We start from the raw sequence: 15570 nt of genomic DNA on the forward strand, positions 1-15570 counted from the left end.
CCCCCCGCCGGTCAGTGCCCCCGCCGGGCGCGGGCTCGCAGCGCCCGGGCGACCAGGAACCTCAGCGGCGCGGGCGGACGCCGTACGCCGAGGGCCGCCCGCAACGGCTGGTCCAGCAGGCAGGCCGCCACCAGCGGGGCGAGCCGGGCCAGCGGGCGCGGCAGCCGGGCCGCGAGCAGTCCGCCGCTCGCCCGCCACAGGGCGCGGGCCGGCGCGCCGGGGGCGAAGCGGTCCCGTTCGAACCGGGCCATCCAGTGCTCCAGGCCCGGCAGTCCGTCGACCGTGAGCTCCGGCAGGCCGAGCGCCCCCGCCACGTCCAGGTGGAAGCGGTAGGCCGCGTCGCGCTCCGCGCCGGTGACCGGCCGCGGTCCGTGCTCCTCGACGAACCGCAGCGGGCAGACCGTGAAGCAGGCCAGCACGTACCGCATCAACTCGGGTGTGATTCCCGGGCGTTGATGGACCCGGCGGAGGTCTTCGACGATCCGCCGGCCCTCCGGGCTACCGGTCCCGTGGCCGATCAGCGCGAACATCGCCGCACCGGTCGCCTTGGCCCGGTCCTTGGGCGCGCCGGTCATCCGCCCGGTGCCGTACAGCACCTCGGCGATCTCCGGCACCGCGAAGGTCCGGACGAACCCGAGGGTCAGACCCACCCGGGACTCCTGCGGCATGGTCTCCAGCACCAGCCGGGCGAACGGGTCGGCGGCCGGCATCCCGCTCGCCGACATCCCGCTCACCCGGTCACCCCGGCCACGTCGTCCACGCCGTCCACGCCCTCCGCCAGCGCCTCGGCGGTGAGCCGACCGTCCAGCAGCCGCGCGACCCGGACCAGGTGCGCCCGCTCCTCGGCCGGCTCCGCGTCCAGGCCGGGCAGCACCGGCTGCTCCTCGCGCGGCCGGGGCGGCGCACCGGCCGCCAGCGCGGTGACGGCCGACCGCAGCGCGGCCGCGACGACCAGCGCGGCCCGCTGCGCCTCGTCCAGCCCGGCCCGCTCGGCGACCCGGCCGGCCGCGGCCACCGCCTGCGGGTCCACCCACGGACGCAGCGTCAGCTGCCCGTCCCGGATCTCCAGTCCGCGCCGGGCGGTCCGCCACTCCAGGTCGCGCAGGGCCAGCCGCTCGGTCCGCGGCGAGGCCGGCGCCTCCAGCGCCAGCCTGCGGTCCGCGCGGTAGACCAGGTCCCACAGCGGGCGCAGCGCACGGTAGTCGCGGCGGCGGCGCAGCCAGGCCGCGCCGGCCGGTCCGGCGAACCCGGCGGTGATCAGGACGGCGCCGGCCGCGGCGAAGACCGGGCCGAGGCCGGTGCTCAGCCAGTCCAGGTCCCGCGCGCCCGCGCAGGCCGCGCCGATCGCGAGCAGCTTGCACAGCACGTAGCCGCAGGCGGTGAAGGAGCCGTGGGCGATCCGCCGGATGCCGCGCCGCAGCGACCCGGCCGGCAGCCGGGCGGCGTGGCCGAGGCAGACCCGGCCGATGTCGATCAGCGCGAACGCGAACAGCCCCTGGTACAGCGACAGGAACAGGGCGGTCGCCGGGGTGGCGGCGAAGTCGGTGTCGAAGGTGAGCGGGGTCTCCGGCCGGTACGGGCCGCCGAGTGCGAACAGCGCCGCCATCAGCGGGCCGAGCACGGCGAAGGCGGCGAGCCGGCGGCGGGCCCGGCGCCAGGTCGGCGGAGAGGCCGCCGCCCACACCACGGCGCCGGCCCGGCGGGCGGGCGGCATCCAGATCAGGGCCAGCACGACGGCGGCGGCGGAGAAGCCGGCGATGCCGAGGTAGACCAGCAGGGTGGCGAGGTTGCCGACGCCGGTGAGCCGGTCGACGGCGCGGTACAGCAACGGGGAGGCCAGCAGGAACGAGGTGGCGGGTGAGGCGACGGCCAGCGCCACCACCAGCAGTCCGCGGGACGGTTCCCGGCGCCAGGCCCGGAACTTGAGGGCCGCCACCAGCCAGGCCAGCGAGCCGATCGTCAGGTAGCCGAGGTCGAACGGCAGCTCAGACATGCTGGCCCTTGCGGTGCTCCAGCGCGGGTGCCAGCTGGGAGGTGGTCCCGGCGCCGGGGGCCAGCACCAGGATCCGCAGCAGTTCGGCGCCGAGCACCTCGGCCTCCTCCTCGGCGGCGTCGTCGTAGTGCGAGCGGCCGAGGACCAGTCGCAGGACGTCCGGGTCGATGGTGGGCAGCTCCACCCGGGCCGGGTCGGCCTCCGGCGGCGGGACCTCGGCGAGGTGGCCGCAGAGCAGGTGGGCCAGTTCGTGGCAGATGATGTGCGCCTGGTGCAGCCCGGAGGTCTCCTGCTCGAAGTGGATCACGTCCGCGTCCGCCCGGCGCTCGACGAACCCGGACGGCTCGCCCACCCGCATCCGTCGCGGCTCCAGCCGCACGGGGCGCCCGCAGCGGTCGGCGACCGCCGCGCACAGCTCCTCCACCGTGCTCAGCGGTGGCAGCTCCAACTGCCGCGCCACGGACCGCATCCGGCGCCGGGTACGCCCTACACCTCGCACCTGCTCCCCCTCCTCCCCCGCGGGCCGCCGCCAGCGGCCCAGCGGCATCTCCTGGTGGTCGCCCACGTCGTGGTCGCCCACGGGTCGGTCGCTCACGGGCTGATCGCTCACGCCGCGGGGTTGCCGTCGTCGGTGAGGCCGACCGCCCTGCGGAGCTGCTCCACGACGGTGAGGGCGGCGTCCTGCATCTCGGGCGGAAGCCCGGCGGCCCGCATCGCGATCCGCTCGACCCGGGAGTCGCGCAGTGCCTCGATCTTGCGCAGGTCGGCCTCGACCGCCTGGGCGGTGGCGGAGTCGCTGAAGTAGTCCAGCGGTACGCCGAAGAATCTGGCGATCTTCACCGCGTTCTCCAGGCTCGGCTTCTGGGTGCCCTTGCGGAGGTTGCCGATGTAGGTGCCGCTCAGGCCGGTCCCCTCGGCTATCTCCGAGTCACGCCAGGAGCGGCCCAGATCCTTGGGGTAGATCACCGCGATCAGCCGCCGGAGGCGGGCCGCGAAATCCGGTGGTTCCGGCGTTCGAGTGGGTGGAGAATCCGTGGACATGGGGCGGATCATAGAACGTCCTGACGGTTCGCCAGAATCCGGCTCCGGTGTCGGACTGCACGATCGTTGGGGACAATTCGGGATGAACCTGTGAATCTCCCGGCGCGACGGCCCTGATTCCCGGCTCGGCAATCAACGATAGTTGACACCCCTTCACGCCACGGGCAGGATCAACACCGAGGGCCCAGGCATCTCCTGTGCCCAGGCCTGCCCCGGGCGCAGCTCGACCCCGCGCCCCGGGCGCCGCTGCCCCACGGGGGTGGGCAACGGCGCCCGACCCCACGACCCGCGCGGCAGGCGGCCGGTCCGCGGCCGGCCGGCGGGCAGGCCCGAAGATGGGGGCACCACACGACCGCGGAGGTGCCCCGTGGAGGCCCGGCCGACCATCGGACAGCGGGTGAAGGCCCACCGGGAGGCGGCCGGCCTCACCCGGGAACAGCTCGCCGAACAGGTCGGCCGCAGCGCCCAGTGGCTGCGGTCGGTCGAACTCGGCAACCGCCGGCTCGACCGCTACACCATGATCCAGGCCCTTGCCGAAGCGCTCCACGCCGACCTCGCCGACCTGCTCGGCCGGCCCCGGCCGGGCGGCGACCCCCACCTCCTGGCCGCGTACCGGACCCTCCCGGCCCTGCGGCACGCCCTGTACGGGCCCCAATTCGGGCCCCACGCCGGGCCCCACGCCGAGCCCCTTGCCCCGGCCTCCGCGGCCCCGCCGTCGGTGGACGAGCTGCGCCGGCGGGTGGACGAGACCGACCGGCTGCGGCGCGACGCGCGCTACGGCGAACTCGGGGACCGGCTGCCCGCGCTGCTCACCGAACTCGGCGGCGCCGCGGCCCTGCTGGACGGCGTCGAGCGGGACGTCGCGTACCGGCTGCTCACCGAGGCACGGCACAACGCGGCCGTGCTGGCCAAGAAACTCGGCCACACCGATCTGGCCGCCCTCGCAGCCGGGCAGGCCCGCGAGGCGGCGGCCGCCGCCGGGGACCCGCTGCTCGTCCTCGCCGCCCAGTGGCTGCAGGCCGAGGTCTGCCTGGCGGCGGGCTTCGGGCCGCAGGCCCGGGCCCTGATCGCCGACGCCCTGGACCGGACGGACGGGCTGCTCGGCGAGGCCTCCGCGGGCGCCGACGCCCGGGCCGGGTCCCGAATGTGGGCCGGGTCCGGCGCCTGGAGCATCTGGGGCACCCTGCACCTGGTGGCCGCCGTACTGGAGGCCCAGCGCGGACGCCAGCCGGAGTCGGCCGGGCACCTCGCCGACGCCCGCGCAGCACTGGAGCGCATCGGCGGACCGGACACCGAACACACCGGCCACCAGACCGAGTTCTCGGCCGGGAACCACGCGATCCACCTGGTCCACGCCGCCCTCGAACTCGGCGAGGACCTGGAGGCACTGGACCGGATCGCCGGGGTCGACCTGAGCCGGCTTCCCAGGGAACGCCGGGCCCGCCACGGCATCGACCGGGCCCGCGCCCGCGCCAGGGCGGGGGACGACGAAGGGGCGATGCGCGAACTGCTCGCCGCGGACCGGATCTCACCGCAGACCGTCCGCTGCCACCCACTGGCACGGGAGACCGTGGCCGCGGCGGCACCCCGCGGCCGCACCGGCGGCCCGGTAGCGGAAGCCGCCCGCCGCCTGGGCCTGGACCTCTGAACACGCCGCTGCGACCGCACACGGCGCAGCCGGCCGTCTCGCCTCCTGCAAACGCGGCAGCGGGTTCTGGGTACCGCGTCGGCCGTGCGGCCTGGACCGGACGTCCGAGGAGATCGGCGAGGCCCGCGGTGCGAGGAAGTGGTCCGCACACAGGGGCACCGAGCATGACGCGGGACCGATGGCCACCCACCACGACGGTGTCCCGTTCGTCGACGGCCACGACTACCCCGAGGGCGCCGGAAGTGATGAGCGAACGCTCGCGCCCGTAGGCTCTGCACCGGGTGTGCCGAAGGGAGAGCCCTGGTGTATCAGATGCGTGAGGCAACGGCTGCTGACGCCGGCCCGATCGCCGAGATGGTCCGGGCTCGGTCCGCGTGGCTGTCCGCGCGAGGACTGGGCCAGTGCGCCGACATGGCCGATGAGTACGGCTCCCAGGCCGGGAACCCCGCCTTCCCGGTCTGGGTGCTGGAGCACGAGACCGGCGGCGTCGTCGGCTGCACCTCGCACTACGGCAACGAAGCCCTACCCGAGTGGGCGTTCACCGACGAGGAACGGGCCGAACCGTCCCTCTTCCTTGCGACCACCTTCACCGTGCCGAACGCCCACCGGCTCGGCCGCCTGATCGCCTGGTGGTCCCTGAACCGGGCTGCCGGCCAGGGGCTGACGTGGGTACGGCGTGGGACCGGTCAGGAACGACTCTCGCGGTACTACCAGGAGGCCCAGGGTTGGGAGCCGCTGCGAGTCGCGGACCGCCGCGGGGCGAAGGTGTACTTCCTCCAGCGGGAAGCCCGGCCCATGCCGGAGCTGGCCGACCTGATGACCGGGTACAGGCTGTAGCGACAAGCCAGGAGTGCCCGCAGCTGACAGTCCGATGCGGGCACTCCGCGCTTTCAGCGACAGGTGAGCGCGGAGTCGGCCAGGAGCGCAAACACAACCTCGTGATCCCCCGTGGCCGGGGATTGGGTTTCCAGGCGGGCGGCGACAGCCGCCAGGCCCTCGGGGGCCAGCAAGCCGGCCTCGATGAGCGGCGAGCCCGCCACCAGGATCTGACGGATGCGTGGCACTCCGTGCTGGCGCATGGCGATGGTGATGACCTGCTGGAAGTTCTCCGCGAGCGGCGGGCGGGCGACCTGCGGCGGCATGCCGGTGCGGCTGATGATCTTCCGGAGGAGGTGCTTGCGCCGCCGGTCACCGATCGGGGTCTGCCCCGGCGGGGATCCGGCAAGGTCTGGTTCGACGTGGAGCATGCCGAGAAGGGCCTGGCAGAAAAGGCCCTCTGACCTGAGGATGCAGATCAGGGGGCCTTACTTCAGTCAGGCGGCGGACGAGCAGGCCTGTACGCCGGGTAAACGCTATCTTTGGCAGTGATCATGCCCTGACCTGCGGCTTTGCATGATCGGGAGGCGGCTGAGAGTCCGCTAGGGACTTCTCAGGGACTTTCAGCCGAGATCAGCGAACCACGTCTCGATGGCCGCAAGGCCGCGCGCGCCGGCCTCCGGCATGAAGTGAGTGTAGGTCCGGAGGGTGAACGCCGGGTCCGAGTGCCCCAGCCAGGTGGCAAGGGAGACGATCGACTCGCCCGCTTCGAGCATCACCGAGGCATAGCTATGGCGCAGGACATGGAATCCGTGCTCCCGGCTCGGCTCCCAGACGCGGGTCGCCTTCTCGCCCTTCTTCGCCTCGGGCAGCGGCGGGATAACTCCAGCTGCAGCGAGTGCCGGCTTCCAGGTCTTCGTGTTCCAGGTGGTCCGGTTGATGGCGCCACGGTGTGTCGTGCTGACGAGCAGCGGCACAGTGACCGTGCGGCGCTCCTCTCGTGGCAGGTCCGGCTCTTCCGGGTCGAGCCAGGGCAGCGTGACCTCCACCGGCGCGAACCTCTCCTGGTGCGACAGCAGCTTCTTCGCCAGGCCATCGGTCAGGGGGACGTCACGCTCTTTACGGCCTTTCGGTGGGCCGAAGTACAGCTGCGACTTGTATCGCAGAATCTGGCGCTCGACATGGACGGAGTCCCCGCGGACGTCACCCGGACTGAACGCGAACACCTCCCCTTGCCGGAGCCCGCAACCGAGGCCTAGATCGAGCGCGACCTGGTATCGCCCGGGCAGCTCCTCGCGTACGGCGCCCACTCGGTCTCGTGACCATGAGCGCGCCTTCCTCTCGGGCCTCTTCGGCGGCTTGATCGTGCTGTTCCCCTTGCAGGGGTTGCGGAAGAGGCGCTTGTCCTCCACCGCGGCCTGCATGATCGCCTTCAGGTACACCCATGCGAGATACGCCGTGCCCTGGCCAACCTCGCGCTGGACGTCAGCGGACCACTTCCGAAGCTCCGGAACTCCGATGTCCCGCAGGGCGGTCTCGCCGAGTTGGGGGATGATCTGACCCCAGATCCGGTAGCGCATGCTCTCCAGCGTCTGCGCTGGGTGCACCTGGGACGGCCACCAGTGCTTTTCGACGTAGTCGCGCATAGTGATCTGGCCGTCTCGCGTGTCGACGAAATCGCCTCGCTTGACGTCCGTTTGAGTGTCGGCCAGCCAGCTCTTGGCGTCTGCTGCGGTGTCGAACGAGCGGTCGCGGACCCCCGGTATGCCCTTGACCCGGTAGCGGGTGCACTTCCCCCACAGGTCCGTTCGCTCACGCTTGCCCGTCTCCTTGTTGGGTCGCTTCTTCAGCCACCTGTCTTCTATATACCCCGCCACTCGAGACCTCCTCTGTTCCGCTTTGCTGCCGCGCCCCGGCGCGCCTCCGCGCCGCGCGCACCACACAGACGACTTCCGCGTGCACGAAATTCCGCATGCAGACGACTTCTTCAACCACTTGTTCCTACGGGCCCGAGCGCTTCCCCAGCCGACAGCCCTCGGAGGCCGTCATCGTCAAGCTGCTCGGCGCGGAGAGCGCGACCGTGACGGCTTGTTCAGCGGGTTGAGATCCGGGTTCGAACGCGAATCGGCTTCTTGCTGCTCCGTCAGCCATGCATCGAGCAGGTCTCGGCGGTACATGACCCGACCCCCCGGGCCCATCCGGAAGCTGGGCGGGCCCTGCCTTCGATGACGCCAGATGTAGAGGGTGTTCATCGAGATGCCGAGGTACGTCGCTGCGTTCTGCACGTTCAAGAACGCTGTCTCGACGGCGGGCTGGGTCTGATGGCGCATCACGAGCCTCCTGGCGAGGGCGCCGCCACAACGGCGGGGGGTTGGTCTCCCGCCGACCGTGTGGGCGTACCTGTAGAACCCTGCCGGCGGACGACCAGGATCCGGACGATCGCCGGTTTGGTCAGGCCGTCATCTAGTGATAGAAGTCGCCGTCCCAGGACAGCAGGACGGTTCGAGATCAAGGCACGCATGGACTTCTGAGGCGACGAGAAGGGCTTGGCCGGAAGGGAGCGCGTCTCGGAGGGCTCGCCCACTTGGCCGAGGATGGAGATTCGCTGTGCTTTCAGGGCTGTGCTCTCTAGGCTGGGACGATGCGGAAGAACCAGGGAAGACGCGGCCGGGACCAGCGTCTCGGCGTGATCAGCTCCTCGGTGCGCGGATGGGAGAACCTTGGCCCCCTGCTTCCGGCAAGCAGCAACAAGCCCTTCGTTCGCCGTGCGAGGAGTACAAGTACTGGGGCCGAGGCAGTTCTGAAGTTCCTCACAAACGGGGAGGTGCGGAAGAAGCGGTTCTACGCCGAAGCCTTGCGGATGCACGAGATGAGCCCGACGCCTGGCGTCCTGCCCGTCCTGGACATCGATCCTGATCACGGCGAAGAGCCACAGTGGTACGTCATGCCTCGCGCGGAAGGTCTTCGGGGCGTCCTCGACAAGGCTGAGACGTTGCAGGAGGTCGTGGCCCCGTTCATTGCGCTTGCTGACACCCTCGCTGGTCTGGCGAGCCGGGGCGTCTACCATCGCGATATCAAGCCGGACAACCTGTTCTGGCACGACGGTGGTCCTGTACTCGCCGACTTCGGCATCGCATACTGGGGAGAACCCGGCCCGACCCAGCCTGTTGAGAAAGTCGGCCCGCTGGGGTTCCTCGCACCGGAGATGTACACCGCTGGAGCAGACGCGGGCGAGATCGGCGCCAGCGCTGATGTGTACGGGCTGGCGCAGACCCTCTACGTGGTGGCGCGGCGCGAAGGCGGCTATCCGCCAGGCGGCCCGCTACGCGCTGATGAGGAGGTCTACTCCTTCCGGCAGTGGCAAGACACCCCCCGAGTCACAGACCTGCGGCACGTGCTGGAAGCGGCAACACGCATCGGGACAACTGACCGACTGGCCATGGCCGAGTTCGCCAGGCAGCTGCGCATCTGGCAGGACCTCGCGCAGGGATCACCGGTCTTGCCCACGGAGCCGTCGAAGATCGTGCGCCTCTCCCAATTGCAGGACATGCTTCGGGAGCACCGGCGAGATCAAGAGGCGACCGAGCGGACGATGGAGAACGCCCTCGAAGAGATCGCCGATGAGTACTTCGCTCCGGGCGGCGAGGATGCCAAGACGGTAGAGGCCAGGGTCTATGAGGCGACCCAGCTGCTTGGGGAACATGCCTGGCCGGAGAGGCCGCCAGGGGCGGTCGGCGTAGACAGCTTGCTATTCGTCTCCCTGGTGGAAGACCCAGCCGAGGCGATCCGAGTTGTGTTGGCGGCCAGGGTCGAGAGCCGCTACGCCTCCTTCGCGGTTGAGCTCCAGGCGTTCGGGGCGGATCGCTGGGAACTTCTGTGGCAAAGCGCCACCACGCCATGGCATCAGATGCGCCTGCCATCGGTGCGACAGCAGCTGACCGATCTGATGGAGCAGGTCAAGGTCGGGCTCGCGGAGAACGGTTACGGGTAGGAGGCGCGGAGCGCCGTACCGATTTCGGGGAGGCTCCAGCCAGCAGTTCGCTGCTGGGCTTAGCCGCTGACTGTCGGAGGTCACCGTTAGGATCCGGGCAAGCAGGACAGGGGCGGCGGACGGACCACGGCATGGGCTACAAGAATGAAGCTGAGATCAAGCAAGTGCTTGGGATCGAGTCCTGGAGGAACCTCTCCAAGGACAAGATGATCAGGTTCGCGGCCATGATGCCTGACATGGACACTGAGGTGGCCCTAAAGATCGTCGAGCAGTTCCCCGCGTTCAAGGAATTCGCCAAGGACGTTGTGGCCGCGATGGAGACAGCACACGAGTCCACGCTGTCGGCCAACAAGCAAAGCCAGGATTACGTCCATCGGTCCCTCCAAGAGATCCGGGCAGCCCTCACGAGTGAACTCGGAAGAGATGGCCTGAGCTGGGACGAGAAGAAGTTCCTCATCGAGCAAATCCAGGAAACCGGAAGGCTGGCGTACCAGAAGGACAGCGAGAACAAGCAGTTCTTGGCTAAAGCGCTCAAGACTGTGGCGGTCAGCGCTGCTGCTGCACTCGCCCTAGGCGTGGCTTTTGTCGGCGGCAAGGTAATGGCCGAAAGCAAGGGCAGCCCCGAAGGCTCACAGGAGGCTTGACCTCGATTCTTCAGCGGGGTCGCTAACCGGCTTACGCTGGAGGCGCTCCCCCGCAACCAGCGCCCTCCGCCGCCGAAGTAGCAGCCCGCGGAGCCCACCCCGATGGCGCCCTCCGTGAGCGGCCGCTCGGCCAGCAGCCGGGCAGCCGAGTGGTGGTCTTCGGTGTTGCTCAGGTGACCGAGAAGCACAGTCGGCGCCCGTCGCAGCCACGGTTGTCGATCACCAGACTGGTCGGGCTGCCGGCCTGAATCAGCAATCCTGCGACCTTGACCGTACCGGAGACGCTGTTCGTTACCTGCGTCCCGTTCCCTCCCATACAAGTTGGCGCTTCCTCCTCGAACATAGCCCGAAGCGGAATACACGAGTGCCGTTTTCGATTGGTCTCTTCGTACGATCGCGCGAAGGGGGCGGGGTGAGCGATCTCAAGGTGTTTCGGCTCGGGGCGGACCGCCACGACGTGGAGCTGCAGGGCTCGACAGTGGCGCTGGAGGTGGAGCTGCAGCGTCGGGTGGAGGCCGGGATGGAGCGCATGCTCGGCATCCGGTTCCTGGCTTTGGAGTACCCGACCGGCCCATGGCACCGTGGGCGGGTCGACTCGCTCGGGCTGGACGAGAACGGCACCCCGGTGATCATCGAGTACAAGAAGGGCAGCGACCACGGGGTGGTGACGCAGGCGGTCTCGTACCTGTCCTGGCTCAAGAGCAGCCGCCACGAGTTCCAGGCTCTCGTGCGGGAGAAACTGGGAGCCGAGGCGGCCGACAGCATCGACTGGCGGAACCCGCGGGTGGTCTGCATCGCCGCTGACTTCTTCCGGCACGACCGGACCGCGATCTACCTCATGGGTCAGCGCATCGACCTGGTCCGGTACCGGGTCTTCGAAGGCGGCCTGCTGAGCCTGCTCCTGGTCGAGTCGGCCCCGGGCATCACCGCTTCGGCAATGCCACGGCCGGCGGTCGAGCGCGGTGGCGGAGGTCCGGAGGAGGAGCCGAGCTCGGCGGAGGCGATCCCGGCTGAGCCGCCGGCGCCGTTGCGGGCTCTCTACGAGGAGCTGTGCGGGGCTCTGACCAGGTCGGGTGATGTCGAGGTGGAGGCGAAGCTCCACTACGTCGCGTTCCGGCGGATGAGGAACCTGGCGTGCGTGCTGTTCCGCCCTGCCAGCCAGACGATCGTGGTCTACCTGCGGGTGGACCCGGAGAGCGTCACGCTGGAGGAGGGCTTCACGCGCGATGTGCGGGGGATCGGCCACCTGGGGACGGGCGACCTGGAGGTGCGGATCCGATCGGCGGCCGACCTGGAGCGGGCCGCGCCGCTGATCCAGCAAGCATTCGACGCTTCCTAATGTCGTTGTCAAGCGGTGGCGGTGACTGGCGGTGTGACCTGGTAGCACCGTCGGTCACGGATCAGGGCCCATAGGACGTTGACACGTCGGCGGGCAAGGGCCATCACGGCCTGGACGTGTCGCTTCCCCTCCGCGCGCTTGCGGTCGTAGAACTTCCGCGAGTTCGGGTCGCACCGGATGCTGACCAGCGCCGAGGTGTAGAAGACACGCTGGAGCCTGCGGTGGTAGACGACCGGTCGGTGCAGGTTGCCGCTGACCTTGCCCGAGTCGCGAGGCGCGGGGGCGACGCCGGCGAAGGACGCGAGGGCGTCCGGGGAGTCGAAGCTGTCCAGGCTGCCGCCGATGCCTGCCAGGAACTCGGCACCGAGCACAGTACCGATCCCGGGGACGCTCTGGACTATTTCGGCGAGTTCGTGCTCGCGAAACCGGCCCTCGATGAGCTTGTCCATCTCGGCGATCTGCTCGTTCAGGGCCATCACCCCCTCGGCCAGGGTGTGGACCAGTTTCGCAATGGCCTTCTCCCCAGGGACGGAGGTGTACTGCCGCTCCGCTGCCTCAACGGCAGCTTCGGCCAGGGGTCTCGCGTTTCGGACCTTTCGGTTGGCCAGCCACTTGGCCAGCCGTGCGGTGCCGACGCGGCGGATCGCCGCTGGCGTCTGGTAACCCGTCAGCAGGATCAGCGGGCCGGTATTGGTCAGCTCCAGTGCCCGTTCAAGGGCAGGGAACATGCCCAGCAGGGTGCCCCGCAGCCGGTTCACCGCGCGGGTGCGGTCCTCGACCAGGTCTGCCCGGCGCCCGGTCAGCAGCTTCAGCTCGACCACGGCCTCGTCGCCGGGCCGGATCGGCTGCAGGTCACGACGCATCCTGGCCTGGTCGGCGATCACGAAGGCGTCGCGGGCATCCGTCTTGCCCTCGCCGCGGTAGCCGTCGGACGCCCGGTTCACCAGTCGGCCGGGGATGTAGAGGACTTCCTGACCGTGGGCCACCAGCAGGCTCAGCAGCAGCGCCGGCTCGCCGCCGGTCATGTCGATCGCCCAGGTCACCTGGCGACCACCGGCCACGGCGAGGACATCCCCGATCAGTTGCAGCAGCTCCGGCTCATCGTTGGCCACCCGCCGTGAAAGCAGGGTCCTGCCGTCGGCATCCAGGGCCAGGCCATGGTGATGGCCCTTGCCGCTGTCGATCCCCGCCCAGATCCGGCTCATCGTGCTCCTGACGTGCGTGTTCGTTCGGTTCGTACCACGGACGACCTCGCCGGCATTGCTCTACTCAGCGACTTTTTCGCACTTCCTAATCGGCGGCCGAGTCGTCGTGGGGCGCCGGGCGGCGAAGCGTCGAATGCCACGAGCTGGCAGCGGCCTGATAGCCACACCCAGCGCCCCTGGGCGACCCAACCTTACGAATGGCTCGATCAACCCGACTCAGAAGGTAGAGCGGCCTGACCTCCATCCTGGGGACCGCGACTGTTCCGCGAGTCCGCTGGCCGCAGGGCTCCTCGACGCCAGCCCTACTTCGTGGGGGCTGCGTTCAGCGGGAAGTCGGGTATGGCGCTCCACGAGAGGGTCTCGTTCTGATGTCCCGCCACCAGGTCGGCCAGGTGCTGTGCGCTCTGAACGTAGATGCGGGCGCACGAGATGGCTCCGTGAAGGGTGAGCGAGTGCTTCCCGTTGGCCATCGCGCGCAGAACCGAGGAGGCCGGCGGCACCAGCTTCCGGACAGGGCCGGGCCACACCTCGCTTCGCCAGCCGGTGGCGAGGCCGTGGGACAGGCAGTGTCGGACCTGCATCCAGCCCTTGGCGTCGGTCTCGGCCTGTGCCCATGCCAGGGCGGTCTGCTCCCAGAAGCTCTTACCTGGCGCTGGAGGCTTCCAGACATCGACCGAGAAGCCGGAGCCGATCTGCTTCTTCAGCGTCGGGAACTCATTGGCCACCAGAGTTCCGAACTCCGCGACGTCCGGATTCGTGAGGTTCATCTTCTTGACGATCTGCGCGAAGCTCTGGCCTTGCTGGTAGAGCACCGTAGCGAAGAAGTCCTCGACGAACCCCTCGAAGGCTGACAGGACTCCGAGGGTGATCGCTGGGGCGAGGGCTGCAGCGTCACCAGGCGACCCTTGCTTTCGAGGGTGCAGCTTCATGAGCCTTGAGGGCACGATCAGAGACCGCGCAAAGCGATCGGCGGTGGACTGCAGGCTCGGCGCGAGTACGGCGGATGCCATGGAACTCCCTGTTCTGACACACAATCACACATGCTGGTGACAGCGTCCCACCTGCTCGCCGTTGCGACAAAAGGAGGCGGCTACCGCAACGGTAACTCGATGCGGCAGCCGCCCTTTCGCGTCTGCGCTCTGCTGGCCCCGGCTTGTCCGGTTCTCATGCCTCGGGTCCGGCGAGGACGAAGTCGTCCGGGGTCAGCTCGGCGCGCAGTCGCTGTTCGGCGACGTCGGCATAGTGGCTGGAGAGTTCGACTCCGACGAACTTCCTTCCCTCCTTGAGCGCGGCGACGCCCGTCGAGCCGGAGCCGGTGAACGGGTCGAGGACTGTGCCGCCTTCGGGGCAGATCTGGACGAGCTGCTGCATGATCTCCACCGGCTTCTGGGTGATGTGGACCCGGTCCTTGCGCGGCTGCGAGGCGATGAAGTGCCCGGGGAGGTAGATCTCCCTGTTCTTGTTGAGGCTGCCCTTGACGCCCCAGGTGATGAACTCGGCGGACTGCTTGAAGCCGCCCTTGCGCGGGCGGCTGGCGGGCTTGATCCACGGGATCGTGCCGCACCAGGTCCACCCGGCCATCTGGAGGGCATCCGAGGTGGTGGGCTCCTGCCTCCAGTCGGAAAAGACCATCGCGACGGAGTGCTCCTTCGAAGCTCGGTAACCCTCGGTCAGCAGCGCGGTCAGCCACGCGCGGTACGAGCGCTGGTCGCGGTTCTCGCCGGGGAAGGTCTGCAGGTCGTGCGCGGAGCCGCTGGTCACGTACTTGGCGCGGGCGTCGCGGGCGGTGCGCTCGGAGCTGGTGCGTCCGCCGGAGTTGTACGGCGGGTCGGTGATCACCGCATCGACGCTCTCGTCGGCCAGGGTCTTCAGCACGGTGAGGGCGTCGCCTCGGTGCAGGGTGTAGCTCATGCGCGGGGCCTCTTTCAGGGCGTGACGGGACTGGGCCCACTCCGAGCGACGCCGATGCGGCAGCCGCTCGGAGTGGGGATGCGCCGGAGGTTAGCCGCGATGTCCGGCCGCACCTAATGAGGCGTCCGCCCGTTTCCGGGGCCTGTTCCGGGGTCGCTTGGTGCGGCCGGAATCCGCGTCTAATGTCTGGCCTGTCACCGAGGCGGAGCCTAGCTCCGCCCCTGCTGACCTGTGCTGATTCATGTTGCGCCGTCCAATTGCGGCGCCCTGTCGGCGCATTCGAACCCCGTCCGCGATCCGAGGAGAACCCCAGTGCACCGCCTGAGATTACGAGCGCGGCTGGCTGCCGCGCACGACCCGAGACCGGCGTCCGGGAGCTACCAACTCCCCTGACCCGGGCCCGCCTTCATGAGGCGGATTCACAACGGCGCGGTGCCGGCGGCTTTGCACGAGAAGCCGGCACCGCGCTTCCTGCGACTCGCGAGGAGCCGCTGCGATGCAGCATGCCCTGATACACCCGCCGCCGTACCTGACCCTTCGTCCGGTCAAGGCCGTTCACGCCGTTGACTGTTGGCGGCGTCGATGAAGAAGACCACCGGAGCCGTCGTCGGCCTGGCTGCTGCCGGCCCGCTGATGCTGGCCATTCCGGTCCTCGTCGCGGCGGCCGGATCCGCCGCCGCAGCCACGTCCTGCTCCAACGGTGCACAGGCTGTGGATACCTCGACGGTAGCCGCTCAGGTGAAGGCGATTCTGGACGGTGGCGGCAAGAGCACCGTTGCCGTGCTGAGGCTGGACAATCCGGCCGAGCAGGTGCCCAACGCCAAGACGATCCAGGCCACCGGCGTCGCGATGCACATCCCGGTCCGGGGGCAGATCGTGGCACTGGCGACCGCTCTACAGGAGAGCGGCCTGCGCGACCTCACCTACGGGGACCGCGACAGCCTGGGCCTGTTCCAGCAGCGGCCCTCGCAGGGCTGGGGCA

The 15570-nt window shown here is 69.7% G+C and carries 16 protein-coding genes and 1 pseudogene; 6 read left to right on the top strand and 11 right to left on the bottom strand.

Annotated elements, in window-relative coordinates:
* Positions 1-11: 11 nt before the first annotated feature.
* Genes AA75_RS21595 through AA75_RS21610 form a run of 4 tightly spaced genes read right to left on the bottom strand, consistent with a single transcriptional unit; the run spans position 12 to position 3034 of the window.
* The gene (locus AA75_RS21595; protein WP_149038289.1) at positions 12-734 is read right to left on the bottom strand and encodes an oxygenase MpaB family protein; all 723 of its coding nucleotides are present in this window, start codon (positions 732-734) and stop codon (positions 12-14) included.
* Positions 731-1993, bottom strand: a complete 1263-nt coding sequence (locus AA75_RS21600; RefSeq protein ID WP_033821814.1) for an MAB_1171c family putative transporter — start codon at positions 1991-1993, stop codon at positions 731-733. The genes AA75_RS21595 and AA75_RS21600 overlap by 4 nt, the downstream gene beginning before the upstream one ends.
* Complete coding sequence (locus AA75_RS21605) at positions 1986-2588, bottom strand: hypothetical protein (protein ID WP_149038290.1); 603 nt, start codon at positions 2586-2588, stop codon at positions 1986-1988. The genes AA75_RS21600 and AA75_RS21605 overlap by 8 nt, the downstream gene beginning before the upstream one ends.
* An 11-nt stretch (positions 2589-2599) precedes the next feature.
* On the bottom strand, positions 2600-3034 hold the full coding sequence (locus tag AA75_RS21610) for a helix-turn-helix domain-containing protein (RefSeq protein ID WP_063794410.1): 435 nt from the start codon (positions 3032-3034) through the stop codon (positions 2600-2602).
* Positions 3035-3401: 367 nt separating this feature from the next.
* On the opposite strand from AA75_RS21610, the gene AA75_RS21615 reads away from it, so the two are divergent.
* Together AA75_RS21615 and AA75_RS21620 are read left to right on the top strand one after the other, a co-directional pair.
* Positions 3402-4682 (top strand): helix-turn-helix transcriptional regulator, encoded by a 1281-nt coding sequence (locus AA75_RS21615; RefSeq protein ID WP_033821815.1) that lies wholly within the window; start codon positions 3402-3404, stop codon positions 4680-4682.
* Between the two features lie 312 nt (positions 4683-4994).
* A complete protein-coding gene (locus AA75_RS21620) occupies positions 4995-5519 on the top strand; it encodes a hypothetical protein (RefSeq protein ID WP_051812990.1) in 525 nt (174 codons plus the stop codon).
* 53 nt (positions 5520-5572) lie between these two features.
* On the opposite strand, the gene AA75_RS21625 is transcribed toward AA75_RS21620, so the two are convergent.
* From AA75_RS21625 to AA75_RS45835, 3 genes are all read right to left on the bottom strand, one after another.
* The gene (locus tag AA75_RS21625) at positions 5573-5929 is read right to left on the bottom strand and encodes a hypothetical protein (RefSeq protein ID WP_033821817.1); all 357 of its coding nucleotides are present in this window, start codon (positions 5927-5929) and stop codon (positions 5573-5575) included.
* A 192-nt stretch (positions 5930-6121) separates the two neighbouring features.
* Positions 6122-7375, bottom strand: a complete 1254-nt coding sequence (locus AA75_RS21630; RefSeq protein ID WP_199520379.1) for a site-specific integrase — start codon at positions 7373-7375, stop codon at positions 6122-6124.
* A gap of 174 nt (positions 7376-7549) precedes the next feature.
* Positions 7550-7828, bottom strand: a complete 279-nt coding sequence (locus AA75_RS45835) for a helix-turn-helix domain-containing protein (protein WP_082526720.1) — start codon at positions 7826-7828, stop codon at positions 7550-7552.
* 311 nt (positions 7829-8139) lie between these two features.
* Between AA75_RS45835 and AA75_RS21635 the strand changes: the two genes are divergently transcribed.
* Together AA75_RS21635 and AA75_RS21640 are read left to right on the top strand one after the other, a co-directional pair.
* Positions 8140-9489, top strand: a complete 1350-nt coding sequence (locus AA75_RS21635; protein WP_082526721.1) for a phosphotransferase — start codon at positions 8140-8142, stop codon at positions 9487-9489.
* A 131-nt stretch (positions 9490-9620) separates the two neighbouring features.
* Complete coding sequence (locus AA75_RS21640) at positions 9621-10133, top strand: hypothetical protein (RefSeq protein WP_033821819.1); 513 nt, start codon at positions 9621-9623, stop codon at positions 10131-10133.
* Positions 10134-10302: 169 nt separating this feature from the next.
* Here AA75_RS21640 and AA75_RS49590 read toward each other — a convergent pair whose 3' ends face one another.
* Positions 10303-10476, bottom strand: a complete 174-nt coding sequence (locus AA75_RS49590; protein WP_158515545.1) for a hypothetical protein — start codon at positions 10474-10476, stop codon at positions 10303-10305.
* Between the two features lie 69 nt (positions 10477-10545).
* Here AA75_RS49590 and AA75_RS21645 point away from each other — a divergent pair, with 69 nt between their 5' ends.
* The gene (locus AA75_RS21645) at positions 10546-11472 is read left to right on the top strand and encodes a DUF5655 domain-containing protein (RefSeq protein WP_033821829.1); all 927 of its coding nucleotides are present in this window, start codon (positions 10546-10548) and stop codon (positions 11470-11472) included.
* Positions 11473-11480: 8 nt separating this feature from the next.
* Here AA75_RS21645 and AA75_RS21650 read toward each other — a convergent pair whose 3' ends face one another.
* The 3 genes from AA75_RS21650 to AA75_RS21660 all read right to left on the bottom strand — a co-directional run bounded on the left by AA75_RS21650 (position 11481) and on the right by AA75_RS21660 (position 14588).
* Positions 11481-12677 carry an IS110 family transposase gene (locus AA75_RS21650; protein ID WP_033821820.1) on the bottom strand — a complete coding sequence of 399 codons (1197 nt, stop codon included), beginning with the start codon at positions 12675-12677 and terminating at the stop codon, positions 11481-11483.
* Positions 12678-12979: 302 nt separating this feature from the next.
* Positions 12980-13687, bottom strand: coding sequence for a hypothetical protein (locus tag AA75_RS21655; protein WP_033821821.1), 708 nt, complete (start codon positions 13685-13687; stop codon positions 12980-12982).
* Between the two features lie 154 nt (positions 13688-13841).
* A complete protein-coding gene (locus AA75_RS21660) occupies positions 13842-14588 on the bottom strand; it encodes a site-specific DNA-methyltransferase (protein ID WP_033821822.1) in 747 nt (248 codons plus the stop codon).
* A 582-nt stretch (positions 14589-15170) separates the two neighbouring features.
* Between AA75_RS21660 and AA75_RS52225 the strand changes: the two are divergent.
* Positions 15171-15570 (top strand): annotated as a pseudogene (locus AA75_RS52225) (hypothetical protein); the annotation flags it as partial.

This window comes from Kitasatospora sp. MBT63 (assembly GCF_000710465.2).
Classification (GTDB): domain Bacteria; phylum Actinomycetota; class Actinomycetes; order Streptomycetales; family Streptomycetaceae; genus Kitasatospora.